11 protein-coding genes are annotated in these 23,963 nt (G+C 66.1%); 5 read left to right on the top strand and 6 right to left on the bottom strand.

All coding sequences use genetic code 11. The annotated features are described in order from the left end of the window. Position 1 precedes the first annotated feature (1 nt). The 3 genes from DLM85_RS10730 to DLM85_RS10720 form a co-directional block, all read right to left on the bottom strand. Positions 2-2,485 (bottom strand): S9 family peptidase, encoded by a 2,484-nt coding sequence (locus tag DLM85_RS10730; protein WP_111478122.1) that lies wholly within the window; start codon positions 2,483-2,485, stop codon positions 2-4. Positions 2,486-2,899: 414 nt separating this feature from the next. Then, complete coding sequence (locus DLM85_RS10725; protein WP_111478121.1) at positions 2,900-3,544, bottom strand: HD domain-containing protein; 645 nt, start codon at positions 3,542-3,544, stop codon at positions 2,900-2,902. Between the two features lie 84 nt (positions 3,545-3,628). After that, a complete protein-coding gene (locus DLM85_RS10720; RefSeq protein WP_111478120.1) occupies positions 3,629-5,308 on the bottom strand; it encodes an amidase in 1,680 nt (559 codons plus the stop codon). Positions 5,309-5,439: 131 nt separating this feature from the next. Here DLM85_RS10720 and DLM85_RS10715 point away from each other — a divergent pair, with 131 nt between their 5' ends. Continuing rightward, positions 5,440-6,849 carry a PQQ-dependent sugar dehydrogenase gene (locus DLM85_RS10715; RefSeq protein ID WP_111478119.1) on the top strand — a complete coding sequence of 470 codons (1,410 nt, stop codon included), beginning with the start codon at positions 5,440-5,442 and terminating at the stop codon, positions 6,847-6,849. Positions 6,850-6,920: 71 nt separating this feature from the next. On the opposite strand, the gene DLM85_RS10710 is transcribed toward DLM85_RS10715, so the two are convergent. Both DLM85_RS10710 and DLM85_RS10705 read right to left on the bottom strand, forming a co-directional pair. Further along, the gene (locus tag DLM85_RS10710; protein ID WP_111478118.1) at positions 6,921-9,344 is read right to left on the bottom strand and encodes a T9SS type A sorting domain-containing protein; all 2,424 of its coding nucleotides are present in this window, start codon (positions 9,342-9,344) and stop codon (positions 6,921-6,923) included. Between the two features lie 112 nt (positions 9,345-9,456). Next, a complete protein-coding gene (locus tag DLM85_RS10705; RefSeq protein WP_165822108.1) occupies positions 9,457-15,003 on the bottom strand; it encodes a T9SS type A sorting domain-containing protein in 5,547 nt (1,848 codons plus the stop codon). A gap of 346 nt (positions 15,004-15,349) precedes the next feature. Here DLM85_RS10705 and DLM85_RS10700 point away from each other — a divergent pair, with 346 nt between their 5' ends. The 4 genes from DLM85_RS10700 (at position 15,350) to DLM85_RS10685 (ending at position 22,587) form a co-directional block, all read left to right on the top strand. After that, positions 15,350-17,659: a T9SS type B sorting domain-containing protein gene (locus tag DLM85_RS10700; protein ID WP_111478116.1), complete on the top strand. Its 2,310-nt coding sequence runs from the start codon at positions 15,350-15,352 to the stop codon at positions 17,657-17,659. 251 nt (positions 17,660-17,910) lie between these two features. After that, entirely contained in the window at positions 17,911-19,290 is a 1,380-nt protein-coding gene (locus DLM85_RS10695; RefSeq protein WP_111478115.1) for an Nramp family divalent metal transporter, read from the top strand. Between the two features lie 96 nt (positions 19,291-19,386). After that, positions 19,387-21,636, top strand: coding sequence for a TonB-dependent receptor (locus DLM85_RS10690; RefSeq protein ID WP_111478114.1), 2,250 nt, complete (start codon positions 19,387-19,389; stop codon positions 21,634-21,636). 90 nt (positions 21,637-21,726) lie between these two features. Next, positions 21,727-22,587 carry a transporter gene (locus DLM85_RS10685; protein WP_165822107.1) on the top strand — a complete coding sequence of 287 codons (861 nt, stop codon included), beginning with the start codon at positions 21,727-21,729 and terminating at the stop codon, positions 22,585-22,587. 43 nt (positions 22,588-22,630) lie between these two features. On the opposite strand, the gene DLM85_RS10680 is transcribed toward DLM85_RS10685, so the two are convergent. After that, positions 22,631-23,839 carry a DUF1501 domain-containing protein gene (locus DLM85_RS10680; protein WP_111478112.1) on the bottom strand — a complete coding sequence of 403 codons (1,209 nt, stop codon included), beginning with the start codon at positions 23,837-23,839 and terminating at the stop codon, positions 22,631-22,633. Between the last annotated feature and the right edge of the window lie 124 nt (positions 23,840-23,963).

Raw genomic sequence — 23,963 nt, 5'->3', positions numbered from 1 at the left:
GTCAGCGGCCGCCGGCGCCCGTGGCCGCCCCGCCGACCGGCCCGGCGGCCTGCCCGCGCAGGTTGGTTTCGAACAGTTTCAGGATGCGCCGGTACTCGTCGGTCCAGGAGGCGGGCTCCACGAAGCCGTGGTCTTCGACGGGGTACACGGCCAGCTCCCAGTTTTCCTTTTTCAGCTCGATCAGCCGCTGCGAGAGGCGCACGATGTCCTGGAAGTGCACGTTGGTATCGACCATGCCGTGGCACATGAGCAGGGCCCCCTTCAGGCCCTCGGCGTAGTTGATGGGCGACGAGCGGGCGTAGGCCACGGAGTCGTTGTAGGGCTCGTTGAGGATGTTGTCGGTGTAGCCGTGGTTGTAGTGCGCCCAGTCGGTGACGCTGCGCAGGGCGGCGCCGGCCCGGAAGGCGTCGGGCTGGGTGAACATGGCCATCAGGGTGATAAAGCCGCCGTAGGAGCCGCCGTAGATGCCGATGCGCTGCGGGTCGACGCCGTACTTATCCACCAGCAGCTTCGCCCCGTCGACCTGGTCCGTGAGGTCCTTGCCGCCCATGTAGCGGTAGATGCCGGTGCGCCAGGCGCGGCCGTAGCCGGCCGAGCCGCGGTAATCTACGTCGAGCACGGTGTAGCCGCGGTCGGCCAGCAGGTTGTGGAACATGTACTCGCGGAAGTACTGGCTCCACCACTTGTGCGCGTTCTGCAGGTAGCCCGCGCCGTGCACGAAGATGACGGCCGGGCGGCTCGGGTCGGGCTGCTGCGGGCGGTAGAGGCGGGCGTAGACGGTGGCCCCGTCCTGGGCCTGGAACGTCACTACCTCCGGGTCGCGCCAGGGGTAGCTTTCAAACTCCTTGGTGGTCGAGTGCGTGAGCTGCCGGTAGTTGGCACCGGGCTTGTTGTCCATGACGAACAGCTCCCAGGGCTTGTTGGCGTAGCTGTAGCGCAGCAGCAGGGTCTTTTCATCGGGCGACACCACTACTTCGTGGGCCCCGGGGCGCGTGGTAATCTGCGTGAGCGGGCCGCCCTCTACCGGCAGGCGGTAGAAGTGCTGCTCGCCGGGGTGAGTTTTGTTGGCACTGATAAACCAGGTTTTCTTGTCCTTCGAGAGCTGCGCCTGCTGCACCTCGAAATTGCCGCTGGTGAGGGCCTTTTTCTGCCCGCTCAGCACGTCCACCGTGTAGAGGTGGGAGTAGCCGGTTTCCTCGCTCTGAAACCAGATGCGCCTGCCATCGGGCAGCCAGCCCACGTTGCCAGCCTCGTAGCCGATGCCGGGCCCGTTGATCCAGGCCTCGTCGCGCTGCCGGTCGAGCAGGCCGATTTTCTGGGTGGTCGGGTCCAGCGACACAATCCACCGGTCCTTGTTGTCAGATGAGCGGATGACGAGGAAGGCCCGCTCGCCCGTGCGGTTCCAGTAGGGGCCGTAGGGCACCACGCGGCGCAGCTCATTAGCCGGCTTGTCCTTGGCGGTTTTGCCGTCGGCCGGCTTGGCGTCGGGGGCGGGCGTGGGTGCTTTGGCCTTCAGGGCATATTCCTGCCGGTAGGCGGGCTGCTCGTCGAGGCCCTTCAGCTCCTTGTAGCCGAGCACGAAGGTGGTGTCGCGGCCGATGTCGTAGATGCCCAGCTGGTAGGCCGTCTGCGGGGCGCCCACTTTGTTGCGCGTGTTCAGCTCCTCGGTGAAGCCCGAAGCGGTAACGAAGCTCGGTACCATGGCCTGCTTGTCGGCGGCCGGGGCCTGCACCAGCGAGTAGGTCACGTAGCGGCCATCGGGCGAGAGCTGCAGGTTTTCCACCGTCTGCGTGCCGAGGTAGATGGCCTTGGGCCGCAGCCGGGCCAGGGCTTTCTGCTGCCGTTCCCGGGCCAGGCGGTCCTGCTCGCGCCCGCGCAGCACCTGAAACAGGGCCAGCTGCTGGGCGCGCAGGTACTTCTCCGACTTATCCACCGACGGCCCGGGCAGCGGCTGACCGCGCCGGAAATCGGTGCGCTGCACGGTTTCGCCGGTGGCCGGGTCCCAGGTAAAGAGGTTGCCGCCGCGGGCGTAGCTCAGTACGCGGTCCTGCAGGGCAAAGGCCGGCTCGGTTTCGCGCTCGGCCGTGTTGGTCACCCGCCGGACCCGGCCCGATTTCAGGTCGAGCAGGTAAATGTCGCCGTCCTGGGCGTACACCTTGCGGGCGCGGGCCTCGTCGTACTCGCCGCGCGGGGCGGGCAGCTGGCGCTGGGCCGCGAGGCTTACCTTGCGCGGGGTGCCGCCGGCGGGCGTGGTCACGTACAACGAGTCGCGGCGGGCTTTGTCGGGGTTCCACTGGAAGTATATCTGCTTGCCGTCCTCGCTCCAATACGGGCTGGAGGGCAGCCCGCCGAGCCACTGCGCCGGCTCGCGCATGATTTTATCGACGGTGAGCGGGGCCAGCGCGGCGGGCGCGGCCGGGTTCTGGGCTACGGCGGCTGCCGGCAACAGGCACGGCAGCAGGCGGAAAACGGAGGAAAAACGCATGAACGGGAATGAGCAAGGGAGCCGACGCACAAGGTAGCGCGCCCGGCCCGCAACGACACACCCACCACCCGCCGCGTTGCGCAGCCGCTTTCCCATCTTCAGCGCCCGCCATACGGCCGTTGGCACCCGTCAGCGCAGGTTTCCCCCTGGTCGGCTCCGCCTGAGCAGCCGCCAGCTACCATTTAGACCACGGCAGCCCATGGTTAGACCTAGTCAGCGCCAGTGTAGAGCACGTCAGCGGCGATGTAGACCTGGTCAGCACGCACTAAGCCTACATCAGCACATAGTTAGAGCACGGCAGTACGTCCCAAGCCCACGCCAGCAACGATTTAGAGCAGATCAACAGCGGCTAAGCACGGGCAAGCTGCGGAATGGTGAATGAGGTTCAAACGCTCAATTCATAATTCCCAGTCATTAGAACCGGTTCTGCTGCCAGGCCGCCAGCTCCGCGCCCAGGTTGCGGCGGGCCGGCGCTTCCAGTCGCTGGAACTCGGCCGTCTGGTACACGCGGGGCAGGGCCAGAAATTTCTGCAGCACCTCCTGCCGGCCGCGGCGGTACAGGATATCGGGCACCAGGGCGTATTCCTGGCGCACCTGCCGGGCGTAGCGCCAGTAGTCGGCCTCGGGCGCGCCCAGCACCTGCAGGTCCGCGTCGAGCAGCAGGTGCAGGTCGGTATCGGCGGCGGGCTGGGGCTGGGTGTGGTCCTTGGTGCGCTCGATCAGGAAAGCCACCCGCTCGCGGCGCGCGGCCGACAGCGAAGTCTGGGCCAGAAACTGCCGGGCCAGCTCGGCGCTGCGGGCTTCGTTGTCGGAGCGCAAGGGGCTGTACACCGCGTCGTGAAACCACACGGCCAGCTGCACCACCACGGCATCCTGCAGGGTGGCCAGGCGGCCGTCGAGGGCTTCGAGCATCTGGCGAATGTGCGGCAGCGCGTGGTAGTGGCGGCCCGACTGCGAGTAGGCGTCGTGCAGCTGCTGGTAGCCGCGGCGGCGCAGGTCGGCATCGGGGGTGAGCGGCGTCAGCAGCTGTTGCCAGCGCGCTTCCAGGGTCAGGGTCATGCAATCAAACGGATAAGGCGGCGGACGGCGGGGCCCGGGCAGGCCCCGCGTCACCGGGTATACTTGGTAGAACGGGCTAACGGCTTAAAAATTCAACGGCGGGTGCTTTTCATCGAAATCGGTGGCATCCTGAAAGGCCTTGGCCAGGGCCAGCAGCCGGGCTTCCTCGTAGAGCTGCCCGGTGAAGGTGATGGTGCTCGGCAGCCCGTTGGGCCGCATGCCGTTGGGCAGCACCACGGCCGGGTGCCCGGTGAGGTTGGTCATTACCAGGTTGGGGCCGCCGAACGAGGGCGCCACGTAGGCGTCGAGGTCCTTGATGCGGGCATCCAGCTCCTCGATGAGCAGGCGCCGGGCCCGCTGCGCCTGCAGGTACTCCACCGCCGGCACGAAGCGCGAGGCCCGGAACAAGCTGGGCCAGGCGTTGCGGTCCTGCTTCACCAGCAGCGCGTCGCGGCCCGAGCGGGTCAGGTCGTCGAAGGCGGCGGCGCCTTCGGCGGTGAGCAGGAAGGTCATGTCCGAGGCGGGCAGCTTGGGCAGCTCCAGCGCCACCAGCTGCACGCCCAGCTTGCGCAGCACCTCCAGGCTGGCCTGGTCGTTGGCCTTGCTGGGGTAGTTGCGGTCGAAATCGGCCTTCACGTAGCCCACGCGCAGCTTTTTCAGGTCGGTATTGAACTCGTAGTAGAACTCGTCGGTGCGGGCCAGCAGCGTGGCCGGGTCGCGCGGGTCGCGGCCCACCAGCGCATCAAGTACCAGCGCGCAGTCCTCGGCCGAGCGGGCAATGGGCCCGGCCTTGTCCATCGACCAGCTCAGGGCCATGGCCCCGGCCCGGCTCACCCGCCCGAAGGTGGGCCGCAGCCCGGTGGTGCCGCAGGCCGTGCTCGGGCTGACGATGGAGCCCAGCGTTTCGGTGCCGATGGCGAAGGGCACCAGCCCCGCCGCCACCGCCGAAGCCGAGCCCGCCGACGAGCCGCTGCTGCCCTTGGTCAGGTCCCAAGGGCTGCGCGTCATGCCGCCGTACCACACGTCGCCCATGGCCAGCTCGCCGAGGGTGAACTTGGCCACCAGCACCGCGCCCGCCTCGCGCAAGCGCGTCACCACGGCCGCGTCCTCGTCGAGGGTCTGCTCCTTGTAGGGCACCGAGCCCCAGGTGGTGCGGTAGCCCTTGGTGCTAAACAAATCCTTCACCCCGAATGGGACGCCGTGCAGCGGCCCCTTGTAGCGCCCGGCCTTGAGGTCGGCGTCGGCCTGCCGGGCCTGGCGCAACGCCAGCTCCTCGGTGAGCGTGGTGACGCACAGCAGCTTGGGGTCGTACTTTTTCAGGCGGGCCAGGAAGAAGGTCGTCAGTTCCTCGGAGCTGATTTGCCGGGTGCGAAGCAACTCCCCGAGCTGCCGCACCGAGTAGTAAGCGAGGTCGTCGCGGCTGGCCGGCAGCACCATCTTGCCGATGTGGGGCAGCTTGTCGTCGATGCGGCGCTTGACGAAGGTATTGCGCAGGCGCAGCGGCACGGGGTCGAAGACGAGCACCGGGGCCAGGCCGTTGGGCAGCGGCAGCTTGCGCAGGGCTTCGTAACTGTCGCGGTTTTCGGCCACGTCGCGGCGGGCCGAGTCGAGCTGGGCATCGGTAAAGCGCAGGCCCAGCACTTCCTGGGCGGCGCGCAGGCCGGGAATGGTAATGGGGGCGGGCCCGTCGGCGGCGCGCATGGTGAGGGCGCCCAGCGCAAAGCACGCCGCGCCGCTAAGCAGATACGAATACAATGGTTGCATGATGTTTGTTGGGTGCGGGCCGCAGTGGCGCGCCGCCCGCCCAGAAATATCCGCATTCTGCCGGCCTCACCCAACTCCCCCCGGCGCCGTACAGCAATCAGATCCACCGTTCCAACCTTAATTAGCTGCCTATGAAACGTTTTGCCGCTTCGTTGCTCCTGCTTTTGGCCGCCGGCCAGGCGCAGGCCCAGAACCCTACCTACCAGGTTGGTACGACCACCCTGACGCTAAGCACGCTCACCACCGGGCTGAATACGCCCTGGGAACTGCTCTGGGGCCCCGACAACTTCCTGTGGATGACCGAGCGCGGCGGCCGCATCAGCCGCATCAACCCCACCACCGGGCAGCTCACGCCGCTGCTCACCATTGCCGACGTCACCCAGGCCGGCGAGAGCGGACTGCTGGGCATGGCCATCTTGCCCTCACTCACCCTGCCTGCCATTCCCCAGTACAGCGTGTTCGTGGTGTACACCTACACCAACAACGGCACGCTCAAGGAAAAGCTGGTGCGCTACTACTACGATGAGCTGCTGGGCATGATCAACCCGGTGGTTGTGCTGGACAACCTCCCGGCCACCAACATCCACAGCGGCTCCCGCCTGCTGATCCTGGCCGACCGCACCCTGCTGATGACCACCGGCGACGCCAGCAACACCAGCCTGGCCCAGAACCCGCAGGCGCTGAACGGCAAGGTTCTGCGCCTGAACCCCGACGGCACGGTGCCGACCAACAACCCCACCGCCGGCAGCCTGGTGTATACGCTGGGGCATCGTAACCCGCAAGGCATCGCGCGAGTGGCCGCCACGGGCCGCATCTACAGCTCGGAGCACGGCGCCAACAACGACGACGAGCTGAACCTGATCGAGCCCGGCCGCAATTACGGCTGGCCTACCGTGGAGGGCTTCTGCAACCTGCCGGCCGAACAAGCCTTCTGCCAGGCCAACAACGTGCGGGAGCCCCTGACGGCCTGGACGCCCACCCGCGCCGTGGCCGGGCTGACCTACTACAACCACCCGGCCATTCCGCAGTGGGCCAATACGCTGTTGCTCGTCAGCCTGAAAGCCGGCGCCCTGACCACCCTGCCGCTCAACGCCAGCGGGGACCAGCTCGGCACACCGGCCGACCTGTGGGCGGGCACTTACGGCCGGCTGCGCGCCATCTGCGTGTCGCCGCAGGGCCGCGTGTACCTGAGCACCTCCAACCGCGACGGCCGCGGCGCCCCCGCCGCCACCGACGACCGAATCTTCGTGCTCGAAAACCGCGCCTACTCCCCCACCGCCACCCAGGCCGCCCGCGCCGCCACCTGGCAGCTGTACCCCAATCCGGCCGCTGCGGACCTGCCGGCCGAGCTGAACCTGCCGCCCCTGTCCACCACGGCCACCCTGGAGCTGACCGACGGCCAGGGCCGCCGCCTCTGGCACGAAACCCTGGCCGCCCGGCAGCAATCGGTGCGGCTGCCGGCCTCCGCCCCCGGCCTGTACCTGCTGCGCCTGCGCACCCCCGACGGCCAGGAGCAGTACGCCCGCCTGCTTCGGCGCTAAGCCCGCCCCAACGCAAAAGCGCGGCGCCCCGAAAGGAGCGCCGCGCTTTTGCGTTGGGGCGGGCGGAGAACCTACTCCACCACTACGGGACGCGTTACGGCGGCCCCGTCAACCTGCAGGCGCAGTGTGTACAGCCCGCGGCTCAGCCCATCCACCGACAGTTGCTGCTCGGCGGCGCCGTTGCGGATGCTCACGGCCTGCGTGCGCACCACCTGCCCCAGCGAGTTGATCAGCACGGCTTGGCCGGCCGAGGCCTTGCCGGCCCCGTCCAGGCGCAGCGTCAGCGCGCCGTTGTGCACCGGGTTGGGGAACACGGCCAGCTGGCTGCCTGCCAGAGCGTTACGGCTGCCCGTAATCACCGAACCGATGGTGAAGGCGCCCTGCGTGTCGTTGGAGCCGTAGCCCGAAACGGCAACGTAGTACGTGGCGCCCGCCGTCAGGCCGGTAAACGTCTGGTTGCCCACACTCTGGTTGGCCGCGGCCGCGGCCCGGCAGGCCACCTGCGTGAAGGACGTCGAGCAGGTGGAGGCCGTGAAGAGGCGGAGCATGCCGCCGGGGTTACCGCTCATGGCCACCTCCAGGCTGGTCTGGCCGGCGGGCAGCGTCACGCGGAACCACACGTCCTTCGGTGCCTGCGAAGGCGAGCAGGCCGGCAGCGTAATGCCCGTCTGCACGCTGGTCGTGGCGCCGGCGTTGGTGCTGACCGTCTGCGTCAGTTGGCCGCTGCCGTTCACGGCCAGGGCTACCGCCCCGCAGGGCTCGTCGTTGGTCGGAATGGCAATCAGGGTGCGGAAGCACACCTCCACCGAGGGGACGCTAGCGCCCTGCTGCCCGCCGCAGTTCTTCGTGACGGTGAAGCAGTAGTCCGTGTTGGAATTCAGCCCCGTCAGCGTGGTGCTGGTGCTGGTGATGTTATTGATCGAGGTGAAGGTGGGCGTGGCCAGCTGGCGGTACTGCACGGAGAAGGTTTCGCCCGCCGCGAGCGTGCCGCCCCAGCTCAGCACGCCGCCACCGGCCGTGGGCGTCACAACCGGCGCCGTGGGCGTAGCGCAGTTGCTGGTGGTGCGGGCGCAGATGTAGACATCCCCCGTGGGGGTGGCGTTGTTGTACTGCCACAGGCGCACGTACACCGTGCTGCCGGGCACCAGGCTGGTGCTGGTGAGCAAGGAGAAGGCGTTGTTGCCGCCGTCATCGTCGCAGCCTACCAGGGACAAGCCGGAGCAGGTGCCGGAGTACAGGGCTACGCCCGTATCGGTGATGGGCGAGTTGCCCACCGAGTCGGTCTGGATGGTCAGCGTGCCGCTGGCCGGCACCACTACGCTAAACCACACGTCGCCGCCCTGGTAGCTGGCGCAGCCGGGGGCCGGGGCGCCCGTCGAGCCGGTGGCCCCCGTCAGCGTGGCGCGGGTGCGCGTCGTGCAGCTGGTGCTGATGCTGGCCGTCAGCGGTACCGCGGTCGTGCATTCGTCGTTGATGGTCGTGAACGTGCCGGCGTTGGAGCGGCCGCTGTTGCCCAGCGTGCCGCCGCAGTTCTGCGTCACGTAGAACTGGTACGTAGTCAGCCCCGACAACCCGGTAATAGCCAGCGAATTGCCGGTAATACCGGTGCGTGTGACCACGCCGGGCGCCCCCGAGCCGGGCACGAAGCCGCGCGGACCGTATTCCACGGTAAACGTGCCGTTGCCACTCAGGGCCGTCCAGTTCAGCGTAGCTGTGGTCAGGCTCAGGTTGGTGGCGCTCAGGCCGCGGGGCGTGGAGCAGCCCGTCGACACCGGCGGCAGGAAGGCGTACACCTGGCCCGACACCGGACGGGTGGCAATGTTGCTGGTTTCCGTGCTGGAGCTGACGGCCGGCGTCGCCGACGTATTGTTCAGCGACAGAAACGAGCCGATGGTGGCCCCGGCCAAGCCGATGGACGCCGAAGCCGAGTTTATCGTGCCGTTTTCGGGCCGGTAGATAAACTCCACTCTGTTGGTGCCCTCGTAGAGCTTGACCTGAAAGCTGATGGTGGAGCCCGTGGCCGAGTAATTCCATTGCCAGTCCAGCCACTGCATCGTGAACACCCGGTTGGGCGCCGTGCCCGTCGTCAGGTACGAAGCCACGCCGGTTTCCCCGTCGATGTCATCCCAGAGCGGCGCCACGAGCGGCCGGATGTCCACCGGCGCGACGTTCAGCTCGTTGAAGCGGTAGTTGTTGGTCGTCGTCGCGTTGAAGGACAGCCAGCCGTTCGACGAGGCCACGGCCTGGGTGTAGCTCACCCCATCGAATTGAAAGGTAAAGCCCAGCGGAATAGCCGTAGAGACTTCGTCGTCGTCCTGAATGTCGGCCACGGTGGTGCCGCCGGTGATGGGAGTGAAAGTGCCCTGGCTCGGCGTCATCGTGTAGGCATCGACTTGGGCGTGGGCCGCAGTGGCGCCCAGCAGAGCCGCTGCCGTCACGGCTAAAGCGCGGCGCCAGCTGGTGTGCAGAAACTCCGTGAGTAAACGTTTTCCCATTGAGATTAGGTGGTTAGGGTTGAATGAGCGCGGGAGGTGGGCTGGTCAATAAACACAAAAAAAAGACAGCAACGGAGGCCGTTGCTGTCTTTTCAATAAATATCCGGTTTTCTTAATCAACCATCACTTTCTGCACCATTACATCGTTGCCGATGCGCAGGCGGACCTGGTACAGGCCTTTGGCCAGCCCAGTGGTGGTGAGGGTTTGCTGCAGATTACCGTTGCGCACTTCGGCGGTGCGCGTCTGTACCACCTGGCCCAGCGCGTTCAGCACTTCGCAGTGCAGCGCCCCCGACTTGGCACCGCTGATCTGAATGTTCAGCTCAGCACCGCCCGCTACCGGGTTCGGGAAGATGTTGACGTTGCCGCCGGCAAACTGGCCTTTCTGCGCCAGCACAATCGACGAGAACTGCCCACGCGTGTCGTTCGAGCCGTAGCCCGATACCGCCATGTAGTAGGTAGCGCCGGCCGTCAGGCCCGTAAAGTTCACCCGGCCTACGGCTTGGTTGTTACCGGTCGAAGCCTGGCAGGCCACGGCCACGAAGCCCGTCGAGCAGGTAGCCGCCGTGTAGAGGCGCACCATGCCGGCCGTCGTTTCCAGGAAGCTGCCTTGGATGGAGGTAACCCCAGCGGGCAGCGTCACGCGGAACCACACGTCTTTCGGTGCATTGGCCGGCGAGCAGGCCGCCGGCAGGTTGATACCCGGCAGCACGGTAGTCGTAGCGCCCAGCGTGGTGCCCACGAGGGTGAGGCCACCCGTCGAGTTCACGTTGGCCGTGATGGCGTTGCACGGCTCGTCGTTGGTAGCCGAAGCCGCGTCCGTGGTGAAGCAGGTCGGGCCGACCCAGGCACTGAAGCCGTTCACCGAGCCGCAGTTCTGCCGCACGTAGAAGCAGTAGTTCGAGCTGGCGGTCAGCGTGCTGAGCGTAGCCGTCTGGCCGGCAATACCCGTGATGGTGGTACCGCTGCCGAGCGCGAAGCCCTGCAGGCCGTACTGAATCTCGTAGGTCGAGCCGCTCGTCTGCACCCCGCCCCAGTTCAGCGAAGCCGTGGTGCTGGTCACGCTCTGTACCGTCGGCACTACCGGGTCTTGGCAGTTCGGCAGCAGGGCCGCGCAGATGGTGAAGGGCCCCTGCGTGTCGGTGCTACCGTAGCCCGAAACGCGCACGTAGTAGGTCGTCGAGGGCGTCAGGTTCGTCAGGTCCAGGTTCGGTGCTACCGACGTGCTGCTGTTGGCCGAACAGCCAATCTGCGTGAACGGACCGGCCGCGCTGGTGGCCGAGAAGGCGCGCAGCTGGCTGGCCGGTACGCCCGTCACGGTGATGCGCACCGCCGTGCTGGTCGGGCCGCTGGCGGCCGTCGTGAACCGGTACCATACATCTTTGGGAGCCGTACCCGTACCGCAGGCGTTGGCGCCGGTGCCCGGGTTGACGTAGCCGTTAGCCGTGGTCGTGGTGGCACCTACGTTGGTACCGCTCACCGGCGTGCAGGCCGTGCCCACCGTCAGCGTGATGGCACCGGTCGGGTCGTCGTTGGTGATTTGCGTGTTGAAAACCACCGGGCCGCCGGCGGCGGAAGTGGTCGTGCCGCAGTTCTGGATAACGTAGAACTGGTAGGGCGTGCCGGGCGTCAGGCCGGTCAGGGTCGTGGTCGTGCCGGTAATGCCGGTTACCTGCGTACCGCTGCCGAGCGTGAAGCCGATGGGGCCGTACTCAACCGTGTACGTGCCCGAGCCGCTGTTCACCCAGTTCAGCACCGCCGTGGTCGAGGTGGTGGTGCCCACCGTCAGGCCAGCCGGCGACAAGCAGCCGGTAGCCGACTCCACGCGCACGTTGTCCAGACCGATGTCGTTGAGGCCGAAGTCGCCGCGGCCGCGGAAGCGGATAACTGCCGTAGCCGACGTCGTCGTAATCGGCAGCGCCTGGTTGGTCCAGGCCGTAGCCACGTTCAGGCGCAGCAGGGCCGGGCCGAAGGTCGCCCCACCGTCGGTGGAGAGGTGTACCGTCAGCGAGTCCGCCCCGGTGGGGTTAATGAAGTCGAACGTCAGGCGCTTGTTGCCGGCCTGGCTCATGTTCACGTAGTAGTCCAGCGTGCCCACGGTACCCGCCGTAGCGTAGTAGCTGTGGAAGCGGGCCGAGTTGGTGCCTTGGCTGAACAGCGGAGCGTAAGCCCCACCGGTCGGGCTGGTCCAGCCAGCGGCGGCCCCGTCGTCGTCGCGGCGCCACGAGGCGTCGGGGTCGGTCGACGAAGGCGTCATGCGCCAGTTGTTGCTCGGCACGTCGCGGGTGGCGCAGGCGTCAATCCACGTGTTGTCGAAGTTCTCCAGCGCGGGCAGCGTGGCGTAGGTCGGCGCGTTCAGCGTCACCGTTACCGGCGTCGAGTTGGCCGACTGACCCGAGCAGGTTACCACCGCCCGGAAGTAGGTCGTTGCCGTTACCGGCGCCGTTACGTAGGTCTGGTTGGTCGCGCCGGCAATGTTGGTGTAGGTCGTGCCGTTGGTCGAGCTCTGCCACTGGAAGGTCAGGCCCGAGGCAAACGAAGTGCCCTGCAGCCCCAGCGTGATGGCCGTGGGCGAGCAGATGCTCGTCACGTTAGCCGTGGTCGTACCGGCCGTGGGGGTGCCCGAGCACACGGGCAGCACGCGCAGGTTCAGGTTATCCACGCCGATGTCGGTCGAGCCGAAGTCGCCGCGGGCCCGGAAGCGGAACACCGCCGTGGCCGAGGTGGCCGTGGTGCTGATGCTCTGCGCAGCCCACGCCGAAGTCGTGTTCCGGCGCAGCAGGGCCGGGCCGAAGGTCGCCCCGCCGTCGGTGGAGAGGTGCACCGTCAGCGAGTCGGCACCCGACAGGTTGATGTAGTCGAAGCTGAGCACTTTCGTGCCTGCAGCGCTCATGTTGACGTACAGGTCCATCAGACCAATGGTACCCGCCGAAGCGTAGCCGCTGTGGAAGCGGGCCGAGTTGGTGCCGTTGGTGAAGGTCGGCGAGTAAATGCCGTAGGTCGGGCTGGTCCAGCTGGCCGAGGCACCGTCGTCGTCGCGGCGCCACGAGGCGTCGGGGTCCGTTGCCGCCGCCGTCGTACGCCAGCTGTTGCTCGGCGCGTCGCGGGTGGCGCACACGTCAACCCAGGCGTTGTCGAAGCCTTCGGCCACGGGCAGCGCGGCGTAGGTCGGCGCCGTCACCGTCACCGTCACCGGCGTCGAGTTGGCCGACTGGCCCGAGCAGGTCAGCACGGCGCGGAAGTAGGTCGTCGTTGCTACGGCCCCGGCGGTGGTGTAAGTCGAGCTGGTGGCACCGGCAATGTTGGTGTAGGTCGTGCCGTTGGTCGAGCTCTGCCACTGGTAGGTCAGGCCCGAGCCGAACGAAGCGCCCTGCAGCCCCAGCGTGATGACGCGCGGCGAGCAGATGCTCGTGGCGCTGGCCGTGGTCGTGCCCGCCGTGGGCGGAGCCGTGCAGGCCGCCGCCGGAGCGATGGTCACCACGTAGTCCTCGGTTTCACCCGAGCCGAAGTTGGCGCAGGCGTCGCCGGCCCCGTTGGTGTTGCCGGTCAGGCGGGTGCGCACGCGCATTACCGTCTGGCCCGATACGGCGGTGCCGGGAACGGTGATGTTAACCGACGAAGCGGTATTGGCCGTCGAGGCCGTCGTCACCTGGGTCCACTCCGAGGCTTCGTGGGTGCCGTTCTGGTTCCAGTCGAACCACACCGAGATGATACCCGCCTCGGCCGTGGTTACGCTGACCGAGTAGGTACCGCCCGGGTTCAGCGTGCCCGTCGTGGTGCCGGCAGCCGGCCACAGCGTGTAGCCGCTGCCGTTGGCGGTGTTGCAGGTCGTGTTCGGGTTGTTCAGCGTGGTGTTGCTGATGGCTACGCCCGAGATATTGGCGTTGCCCGCGCCGCAGTACGCGCCCAGGTTGGAGTTGCAGTAGGTCTGCAGGCTGCCGGTGGTGAACTGGTTGACCACGCAGCCCGTGGCGGGGCCGATGGAGTTGCGCGGGACAATCTGGTAGTAGTACAGCGTGTTGGCGGCCAGCGTCGCGGTGGGCGTGTAGCTGGTGCCCGATTGGTTGGAGCTAACCAGCGGCGGCGTGGCGGTGGTACCGAAGTACACATCGTAGCCCGTCGGTACGCCCCCGTTGCCGCTCCACGTGATGGTGGTCGAGCGCAGCACACCCGTGGCGTTGTTGGCCGGCAGGAAGTTGGTAGCGCAGTTCGGCACGCCGCTCAGCACGTCCAGCGCCACGTTGTCGATGCCCACGTCGGTGGTACCGAAGTCCGAGCGGACGCGGAAGCGGATAACCGCCGTGGCCGAGGTGGCCGTGGTGCTCACATTCAGCGGCGACCAGGTGGCCGACGTGGTCCGGCGCAGCAGGGCCGGGCCGAAGGTCGCCCCGCCGTCGGTGGAAAGGTGCACCGTCAGCGTATCCGAGCCGGTGGTGTTGATGTGGTCGAAGCTGAGCACTTTCGTGCCCGCCGCGCTCAGGTTGACGTACAGGTCCAGCGTGCCAACCGTGCCCGAAGCCGAGTTGTAGGTGTGGAAGCGGGCCGAAGTGGTGCCCGCGCTGGCCGCCGGCGTGTAAGCGCCCGAGGTCGAGGACCAGTTGGCCGCCGTGCCGTCGTCGCTACGACGCCAGGAGTTGTCGCCGCTGATGGGCGTGTTGCGCCAGGTATTGGTCGGCACGTCGCGGGTGGCGCAGGCGCTGGTCCACGCGTTTTCAAAGCTCTCGGCTACCGGCAGCGTGGCGTAGGTCGGCGTATTTACCGTCACCTGCACGCCCGGCGTCGTGGCCGATTGGCCCGAGCAGGTCAGCACGGCGCGGAAATACGTCGAAGCCGCCAGGGTGCTGACGGAGTACGAGGTGCTGGTCGCGCCGGTGATGTTGGTGTAGGTCGTGCCGTTGGTCGAGCTCTGCCACTGGTAGGTCATGCCCGTGCCATAGGAAGCGCCCTGCAGCGAGAAGTTAACCGGCGTACCGGCGCACACACTGGCGCTGGAAGCCTGTACCGTGCCCGCCGTGGGCGGCGCGGTGCAGGGCCCGCCGGGCGTGTAGGTCACGCGCAGGGTCGGGCGGCGGTTGCCGTAGGTGGTCGTCAGGGCCGTGGTGCCGGTCAGCGCCGCGCTGTTGGCCGCGCCCAGGCCGAAACCGGTGGCGGCGTTGGTCACGAAGTTGACGGCCGCCGAAGCCGTGCCCTGCTTCACCCAATCCGTCAGCACCAGCAAGTTGCCCCCGTTGTAGGTGAACGGCTGGCTGAGCGTGACGGCGAAATAGTCACCGGCAACGCCCGTGACCTGCTGCGTGGTGGAGGTATAGACTTGCGTGGGCGTAGCGCTGATGGCGCTCCAGGTCTGGGTGGTGCCCAGCGTCGTGCTCGTCGAATTCTCCAGCCATACAGTATAGGTGTTGTTACCCGTTACCGTACCGGCGTCCGACTTCAGCCAGGCCAGCTCGGTCACTACGGCTCCCGTCGGGATGCCCAGTTCGGCAGCCGTGTAGAGGTGCGCGTACCGGGAGTAGTTGAACGTCGAGCCCGCATCGTTGCCGGAGCGGTAGATGGGTCCGTAGAGGTAGCTACTGGTCGCGGGCGAAACGACCGGAACGGTCGCAGAGCCGATGGTGACCGTCTGGGCCCAGGCGCTGGCGGAAGCTAGCCATAGCAACATGGGCAGCCACCACGAACGCAGACCGCGCCGGGGTGCAGGCGCAGACCACATGCGTAGAGTTGTTCGCATGAAAAAGGGGTTAAAGGGTGGTTGATGGTGCACCGTTCATGCCGCGCATGATTAAGGGGCCCTTAAAGCTAATTCGATCAACTGGATATAAAAAAGAAAAAACTAACGGAACTTTTTTTCTGGTTTAAAGGCAAATTGACAAAAACTGGTAAAATATTTGCTCCGTGCAACATTGGTTTGACGCAGGGTTTGCACCGTTAGGCACTTTTGTTCCTATCTTACGCAGCAAATCGGTCACCCACCCAGGTCCATCGTTTCCCTTCAACCACCTTATCACATGAAGCACCTCCTACGCGCTTCTCTCCTGCTGCTCACTGCCTGGTGCCTTGCACTATCCGGGGTGCAGCAGGCGTACGCCTCGCATGCCCAAGGCGGGCAGCTGACTTACGAGTACATCGGTACGCCGGCCCAGCCGAACCGCTACCGGGTAACCTGTCGCTTCTTCCGCGACTGCAGCGGTATCGATGCGCCCACCCAGCTGACGCTGAACTGCCGCATCGGTACGCCCACCACGTCGTGCAGCGGCAACGACTCGCGTAACTTCCAGGCTACGCTCGTGCGCGGCCTGCTCACCACCGGCACGCCTTACTGCACCAGCGCCGGCAACCCCTGCGGCACGACTGGCCGCACCAACTACGAAACGGCCAAGTACGAGGCCATCGTAACGCTGGTACCTGCTCCGTCGTGGACGCTGAGCGTATCGGAAAACGCCCGCCCGACGCTGGCCAACGTAACGCCGAGCTCGATCGGTGATATGTACTTCGAGGCTGTGCTGAACAACCAGCTGACCCTGGCTTCGGGCTCGCAGCTGAACATCAACAACACCTCGCCCCAGTACCTCGATCAGGATATTCCGATACCGTTCGTGTGCAAGGAGCAGCGCACCACGCTGACCTTCTCCACGTTCGAGCCCGACGGTGACTCGCTGGTATACAGCCTGGACCGGGCCCTCGAAGGCTGCAACCAGCCGATGAACTACAAGGCCCTGCCCGGCTCGGGCATCACGGTTATTTCGACGAACCCGCCCTGCGTACTGTCCTTGAACACCGGCAGCGGCGGCAGCTACTCGCCCACGTTCCCGATTCCCTCGTTCAGCCTGTCCGGCTCCTGCCCCGTGCAGACGGGCACGCCCTCGTTCCTCTTCAACGCCACTACCGGTAGCGTTACCTTCACGCCTTACTTCTTCGATGCCAACGTACCGGCCAACAACAAGTACGTGGTGGTGGGTAAAGTAACCGAGTTCCGCAAGATCAACGGCCGCTACTATCAGGTGGGCTCGGTCCGCCGCGACATGCTGGTCGTGGTTATCGACTGCGGCGGCAACACCGTGCCGAACCCCCCGGTTGCTACCGGCGTGACGCCCGGCAACCCCAACCCGATCAACCTGACGGACTCGACCGTAGTTGACGTATTCACCTGCAACTACTCGCAGATCAAGGTGCGCTTCTCTGACCCGAACCCCGGCCAGCAGCTGACGGTAACGGTTCCGGCCGGCTCGCTGACCCCGCTGGACGACATCATCGTTCCGAACGGCTACGTTCTGTCGGGCAACGGCACCACCACCCCGGTGATGACGTTCTACTTCCAACCCTCGCCGCAGCTGGTGGGCACCACCATCCGCATTCCGGTACGAATCGAAGACAACGCCTGCCCCATCAAAGGGGTGCAGAACCGTATTATCGTCATCCGGGTGAAGCAGGGCCAGTTTGCCACGGCCGTGGCCGCCGCTACGGCTCCCGGCCAGAGCAGCACCGACCCGGTTATCTGCTACGGCACCTCGCTTAACATCCGCGGCTCGGTGACGCGCCCCGACTCGGTTCGCAACGGCCTGCAGCAGTACTCCTTCCGCTGGGCAGCAGCCCCGGGCCTGCCGGCAGCTCAGCAAAACAGCCAGAGCATCACCGTCAACCCGACGCAGACCACCCGCTACCGCCTGACCATCGCCCCGACCATCGGCTACTCGCAGGGTTGCGGCGACACGACCTCGATCCGGGTGCGCGTAGCTCCGCAGGTAGTGGCGGCCTTCAAAACGGACTCGGCCGCCGTGGCCGGCAGCCGCTTCAACCGCCCGCCGCGCGTGTTCACCTTCACCAACCAGTCGCTGGTTAACAACGTGATTACGACGGTTGGCCTGGACTCGATCCGCTGGACCTACCAGCGCGTGAAAAACAGCAAGGGCGAAGCCGTTACCGAAGCCCCCGTACGCTTCTGGGGCCGTTCGACCCAGCCGCCCGCACTGACGCTTTCCAAGCCCGGTGTCTACGTTATCACCCTGAGCGTGGCAAACCGCACTCCCGGCGTTACCTGCCCCGAGTCGACTAAGCGCCAGACCGTGACGGTGCCCGAGCAGAACATGCCGAACGTATTCACCCCGAACAAAGACGGCCTGAACGATACCTTCATCGTGCAGACGGAAATGGTCGGCAGCAAAGTGGAAATCTTCAACCGCTGGGGCCGCAAGGTGAAAGAGTACGCCACCTACAACAACGAGTGGGACGGCGACACGCAGCCGTCGGGTGTGTACTACTACCAGATTACGGCCCGCGACGGGTCGGTGACCAAAGGCTGGGTGGAGCTGGTTCGCTAGTTTTCTTCCGCTTCCACAAAAAAGGCGCTGCTTCCGCAGCGCCTTTTTTGTTGTCCTTACGCTACCGAACAGCAGCCATGCGGCCTGGTAATTCGGCTACACGGCTGCCGAAGTTGCCCTTTTGAGCGCCGAAGAGCTGGCCAATGCCTACCGACAGCAACTCTTTTAAGCGAAAACCAGTATTAAGTGGGTTTAAAAAAAAGTTTAGACCAGCCTAAATTTTCGTTTCTTTGCGTCAAGAATCTGATTTAATGCTACCTACTGATACTTCATCGGCGGCGGAAGCCCCGCTGGTTACCGAAGAAAAGCCGGAAGCCGGCTGGCGCAAGCGCCGGCAGGCGCCTTCGCTGAGCGACGTGTACGCCTCGGTGCGGGTGCCCGGGCTGCAGGCTTCGTTCTGGCGGAAGCTGCTGGCGTTCTGGGGACCGGGCCTGATGGTGGCCGTGGGCTACATGGACCCGGGCAACTGGGCCACCGACATTGCCGGCGGGGCCCGCTACGGCTACACCCTGCTGTCCGTCATTCTGCTCTCGAACCTGTTTGCCATGCTGTTGCAGCACTTGGCGGCCAAGCTGGGCATCGTGACGGGGCGTGACCTGGCGCAGGCCTGCCGCGACCATTACTCCAAGCCCGTGGCCATGGTGCTGTGGGTGCTCTGCGAAGTGGCCATTGCCGCCTGCGACCTGGCTGAGGTTATCGGCTCGGCCATTGCCCTGAACCTGCTGTTTGGCATTCCGCTGAGCGTGGGCGTGCTGCTGACGATTCTGGACGTGCTGGTGGTGCTGTACTTTCAGAACCGCGGGTTTCGGGTTATCGAAGCGCTGGTGGCGGGACTGATCTTCATCATTTTCGGCTGCTTTGCCTACGAAATCGTGGTGTCGCGGCCCGACTGGGTGGCCCTGGCGGGCGGCCTGATACCACGGCGCGAAGTGGTGACAAACCCGCAGATGCTGTACGTGGCCATCGGTATTCTGGGCGCGACGGTGATGCCGCACAACCTGTACCTGCACTCGAGCATCGTGCAGACGCGCGCGTTTGAGCGCAACGAGGAAGGCAAGCGCATGGCCGTCAAGTTTGCGACCATCGACTCGACGCTGGCTTTGTTTCTGGCGTTTTTCGTCAATGCGGCCATCCTGGTGCTGGCGGCGGCGGCCTTTCACCGCAACGGCCACCACGGCGTGGCCGACATCAACGCCGCCTACGAGCTGCTGACGCCGGTGCTGGGCGCCGGGGCGGCCAGCGTAATGTTTGCCATTGCGCTGCTGGCCTCGGGTCAGAATTCTACGCTAACCGGCACGCTGGCCGGGCAAATCGTGATGGAGGGATTCCTGAACCTGAAGCTCAAGCCCTGGCTGCGACGCCTGATTACCCGCCTGATTGCGGTGGTGCCCGCCTTTATCGTCACGCTGATTGCGGGCGAAAAGGGCACGGGCGAGCTGCTGGTGCTCAGCCAGGTGATTTTGTCGCTGCAGCTCAGCTTTGCGGTGGTGCCACTGGTGCTCTTCACCTCGGACCGCCAGAAGATGGGCACGTTCGTGAACCGGCCGTGGGTGAAATACACGGCCTGGGCGGTATCGGTGGTTATCATCCTGCTGAATGCCCACCTGCTGATTCAGACTTTCACCGGCTAAAACCACGCGGAATCGGGCGCGGCCTGATTCCGCTTTTTTACGCTTGATTTCGGGTTTAGACTCGTCTAAATAAATTCAAAAGCCCCCACTAAAACCATGAAACACCTGCTACTTTTCTGGCTGCTGCTGGTGCTGGCCCGGCCCGGGGCGGGCCAAACCGGCTCGGTACACGGCGTGGTGCGGGCGGCGGGGCAGGCGGTGCCGTTTGCCAGCGTGGGGCTGAAGGGCACCACTCACGGCACCACGGCCGACGAGCACGGCGGCTTCGCGCTGCACAAAGTGCCCCTGGGCCGCTACCAGCTGGCCGTGACGGCGCTGGGCTACCAGCCGGCGGAACGGGCGGTGGAAGTGCGGGCGCAGGCCGCGCTGCCGTACACCGTGCTGCTGGTGCCGGCCAGCACCGAAACGGCGGAAGTAGTCATCAGCGGCACGCTGGGCGAGGTGGTCAAGAGCGAGTCGCCGGTGCCGGTGGAGCTGTACACGCCGAAGTTTTTCCAGAAGAACCCGGCGCCCAGTCTGTTCGAAAACCTGACGATGGTCAACGGCGTGCGGCCCCAGCTGAACTGCAGCGTGTGCAACACCGGTGACATTCACATCAACGGGCTGGAGGGGCCCTACACGATGGTGCTCATCGACGGGATGCCCATCGTGTCGTCGTTGAGCACGGTGTACGGGCTGAGCGGCATTCCCAACAGCATGGTGGAGCGGGTGGAAGTGGTGAAAGGGCCAGCCTCCACGCTGTACGGCTCGGAGGCCGTGGGCGGGCTCATCAACGTCATCACCAAAGCCCCGCACAAGGCCCCGCCGCTGGCACTGGACGTGTTCGGCACCAGCTTCGGCGAGCTGAACGTGGACGCGGGCACGGCCGGCCGCGTGGGCAAAGCCACCTCGCTGCTGACGGCCAACGTGTTTGGCTACGACCGGCGCCGCGACGTGAACCACGACGGCTTCACGGACGTGCCGACCCAGAAACGGGCCTCGGTGTTCAACAAATGGAGCCTAACCCGGCCCGAGGACCGCGTGGCCAACCTGGCGGCGCGCTACTACTACGAAGACCGGTTTGGCGGGCAGCTGGGCTGGCGGCCAGCTTTCCGCGGCACCGACAGCGTGTACGGCGAGAGTATCTACACCAGCCGCTACGAGCTGCTGGGCCAGTACCAGCTGCCGGTGGGGGGCGAAAAGCTGCTGCTCAGCGGCTCCTACAACCGCCACCACCAGAACTCGGTGTACGGCACCACCCGCTACCTGGCCACCCAGCACGTGGGCTTCGGGCAGCTCACGTGGCTGCGCAGCCTGAGCGTGCAGCACCAGCTGCTGCTCGGCACGGCCTACCGCTACACTTGGTACGACGACAACACGCCCGCCACGGCCGCGCCCCCCGCCGACCAGCCGCAGAACCGCCCCGACGTGGTGCGCCTGCCGGGCCTGTTTGCCCAGGACGAGTGGCACCTGAATATCCACTCCACCCTGCTCACCGGCCTGCGCCTCGACCACGACCCGCGCCACGGCCTGGTGCCTTCGGGCCGCATCAACTATAAATGGGGCACCGACGACAACCGCCAGGTGCTGCGCGTGGGCGCCGGCAACGGCTTTCGGGTGGTGAACCTGTTCACCGAAGACCACGCGGCCCTGACCGGGGCCCGGCAGGTGGTGGTGGCCGAGCGGCTGCGCCCGGAGCGCAGCTGGAACGCCACCGTGAACTTCACCCAGCAGCTCGGCTCCGATGCCCGGCCGCTGGTGCTGGACGGCAGCCTGTTCTGGACCTACTTCACCAACAAAATCCTGCCCGACTACGACGCCGACCCCAACCAGATCATCTACCGCAACCTGCGCGGCTACGCCGTGTCGCGGGGGCTGACGCTGAACGCCGACTGGACGCTGACGCCGGCACTGAAGCTGCTGGCCGGCGTAACTGTGCTCGACGTGTACCGGCGCGAGCCGGGCATCGAGACGCGCCTGCGGCAGGTGCAGACGCCGGGCTTCTCGGGCACTTTCGCCGCCACCTACACGGCCGCCCGCTGGGGCCTCACGGTGGACTACACCGGGCAGGTGACGGGCCCGATGAACCTGCCGGTGCAGCCGCTGGACTACCGCCCCAGCCGCTCGCCCTGGTACTCGCTGCAGAATGTGCAGCTGACCAAGCAGCTCGGCAAGCGCCTGCAGGTGTACGGCGGGGTGAAAAACCTGCTGGACTTTCTGCCCCGCCACGTGCTGCTGCGCCCTTTCGACCCTTTCGACAAGCACGTGACCCAGGACAACCCCAACGGCTACACCTTCGACACGGAGTACAACTACGCACCGCTGCAGGGCCGGCGGAGTTTTCTCGGGATGCGCTACGCGTTGTAAATACGGGTTCGGGCGCCGGCAAAGCCCGAAAGCAGATCCGCCGGCGGGCAGTTGCGTATGCGGGGGCAACTCCTTCTCCCTACTCTCCCCATGGCACGCGTACTCCTGTTGCTGCTGGCGCTGCTCGGCGCGGTGGCCGCCCGGGCCCAGTCGCCCGACCGGCCCAAAACCTGTCCTTACGATTCGGCGCACTTCGACCTGTTTCACCCGGTGCCGCGCAACCAGCTGCGCGAGCTGCGCCCCGACCGCCCGGGCGTGACGGAAAGCCCGTTTACCGTTGATGCGGGGCATTTTCAGCTGGAAGTCGACGGCTTCCGCCTTATCAACCGCCGCGAAGACAACCAGCGCGAACGGGAGTGGCACGCGGCCTATCTCATGCCCAAGCTGGGCCTGAGCCGCCGCACCGACCTGCAGCTGGAAATACCCGTGTTTGCCACTCAAAAGCAGCGCCAGTCCGACGACCCAAACTGGGAGCGGCAGCGCGGCTTCGGCGATGTGGCCGTGCGCCTCAAGCACAACTTTCTCGGCGACGACGAAGAGTGCCCCGTGGCGCTGGCCGCCGTGGGCTGGGTGCGCCTGCCCACCGGCGGCCTGGCCGGGGCCGGCGGGGCGGAGTACGGCCTGATCGTGCCCGTCGATGTGAACCTGGGCCACCACTGGGACGCGGAAGGCCAGGTGGAAACCAAGCTGTGCTACGACCGGGAAACGCGCGGCCACTACCTCGGCGTGGTGCCTTCGGTGGCGCTGGAGCACGATTTCAACGACCTGTTTTCCTTTATGGTGGAAGGCGTGGCCCGCTGGGATGCCCAGCACAGCGGCTGGCGCAACTCGGTGAATGTGGCCCCGATGTTCAACCTGAACGACAACCTGCAGGTCGATTTCGGCGCCCATTTTGCCCTGAACCGCGAAACGGATCGGGAATTCTTTGTCGGCTTCACCTTCCGGCGCTAGGCCTCGAACCGCGCAACCCGGCCGGGCCGCGCGTTTTATCTTCTTACACCAGGCCCGCCAGCGGGGTCACGTCGCGGCTGAGAATGAGCTGATTATCGGCGCCTAGCCAGTCGTGCAGGATGCTGGCGTAGATGCTGCGAAAGTCAACCTGGTAGCGCAGGTCGCCCGCGTCGAGGTTGGCCAGGTCGGGGGCGGCGTTGGCCACGCCGGGCTGGCGTAGCTTGCCGCCGAGCAGCAGCACGTTGTTGGCCGTGCCGTGGTCGGTGCCGTTGCTGGCGTTCTGGCCCACGCGCCGCCCAAACTCCGAGAAAACCAGGATGAGCGTCGAATCGAGGTTGCCGCCCTGCTGCAGGTCGTCGACGAAGGCCGCGAGGCCGTCGGAGAGGTCCTTGAGCAGCTTGCCCTGCTGCTCCTGCTGCCGCACGTGCGTATCGAAGCCCGACAGGGCGGTGTAGTACACGCGGGTATCGAGGCCGGAATTGATGAGCTCGGCGGTGGTTTTGAGGCTTTTGGCGAAATCCGTCTGCGGGTACGTCGTCTTCGACTGGTACACTTTGCTCTTCTCGAACAGGTAGTCGGCCGAGGACGCGGTTTCGGCCAGGGTCTTGTAGAGGTAGTCCAGCTCGCCGAGGCCGGTGGCGGCTGATTCACGGCTGGCGGCGCGCAGCAGGCGGTTGCGGGTCACGTCGCGCAGCTTCTGCGGATTCTTCAGCGCCAGGCCCTTGCGCCGGGCGCCCTTCATGGCCAGGCTCAATGTGTCGTCGACTTCGATGCCGGTGTGGCCGGTGCTGCAGCCGGTGCAGGCCGCGTCGAGGTAACGCCCCAGCCAGCCGGTGCTCAGGTACTCGTCGGCGGCCGAGCCGGTGTGCCAGATGTCCATGGAGCGAAAGTGCGAGCGGTCGGGGTTGGGGTAGCCCACGCTGTTGAGCACGGTGAGGCGGCCCTGGTCGTAGAGGCCCTTGAGCGCGGTCATGCCGGGGTTCAGGGCGAGGTCTTTTTCCAGCGTCAGCAGGCCGGCTTGCTCGCGCAGGGCCAGCGTGGGCCGGGCGTTGTAATACAGGTCGTTGCGGAAAGGCACCACGGTGTTCAGCCCGTCGTTGCCGCCACCGAGCTGCACCACCACCAGGCGCCGCCCGCCGGCATCCTGCAGCGCGGGCAGGGCCTGCGCGTCGAGCTTGTGCAGAAAGCGCGGCACAAACAGCAGCGTGCTGGCCAGCGCAGAGGTTTTCAGAAAGTCGCGGCGGGAGGTCATGGTGGAAGGGGTGTTGGGGTGGCAGGGCATCGGCAGCCGTTGGATACTTACTGCATCATGCCGGGCGCAACAGAGTTGTTATTCCAGGGGGTAATTTATTGACTGACAGCTTTATCAGACGTCA

The organism is Hymenobacter edaphi, from assembly GCF_003258365.1.
GTDB lineage: Bacteria > Bacteroidota > Bacteroidia > Cytophagales > Hymenobacteraceae > Solirubrum > Solirubrum edaphi.
This window is presented reverse-complemented; position numbering and strand designations above follow the sequence as displayed.

Coding starts and splice junctions, on each gene's coding strand:
- DLM85_RS10730 (WP_111478122.1), bottom strand. CDS start 2,485: ATGCGTTTTTCCTCCGTTTTCCGCCTGCTGCCGTGCCTGTTGCCGGCA.
- DLM85_RS10725 (WP_111478121.1), bottom strand. CDS start 3,544: ATGACCCTGACCCTGGAAGCGCGCTGGCAACAGCTGCTGACGCCGCTC.
- DLM85_RS10720 (WP_111478120.1), bottom strand. CDS start 5,308: ATGCAACCATTGTATTCGTATCTGCTTAGCGGCGCGGCGTGCTTTGCG.
- DLM85_RS10715 (WP_111478119.1), top strand. CDS start 5,440: ATGAAACGTTTTGCCGCTTCGTTGCTCCTGCTTTTGGCCGCCGGCCAG.
- DLM85_RS10710 (WP_111478118.1), bottom strand. CDS start 9,344: ATGGGAAAACGTTTACTCACGGAGTTTCTGCACACCAGCTGGCGCCGC.
- DLM85_RS10705 (WP_165822108.1), bottom strand. CDS start 15,003: ATGTTGCTATGGCTAGCTTCCGCCAGCGCCTGGGCCCAGACGGTCACC.
- DLM85_RS10700 (WP_111478116.1), top strand. CDS start 15,350: ATGAAGCACCTCCTACGCGCTTCTCTCCTGCTGCTCACTGCCTGGTGC.
- DLM85_RS10695 (WP_111478115.1), top strand. CDS start 17,911: ATGCTACCTACTGATACTTCATCGGCGGCGGAAGCCCCGCTGGTTACC.
- DLM85_RS10690 (WP_111478114.1), top strand. CDS start 19,387: ATGAAACACCTGCTACTTTTCTGGCTGCTGCTGGTGCTGGCCCGGCCC.
- DLM85_RS10685 (WP_165822107.1), top strand. CDS start 21,727: ATGGCACGCGTACTCCTGTTGCTGCTGGCGCTGCTCGGCGCGGTGGCC.
- DLM85_RS10680 (WP_111478112.1), bottom strand. CDS start 23,839: ATGACCTCCCGCCGCGACTTTCTGAAAACCTCTGCGCTGGCCAGCACG.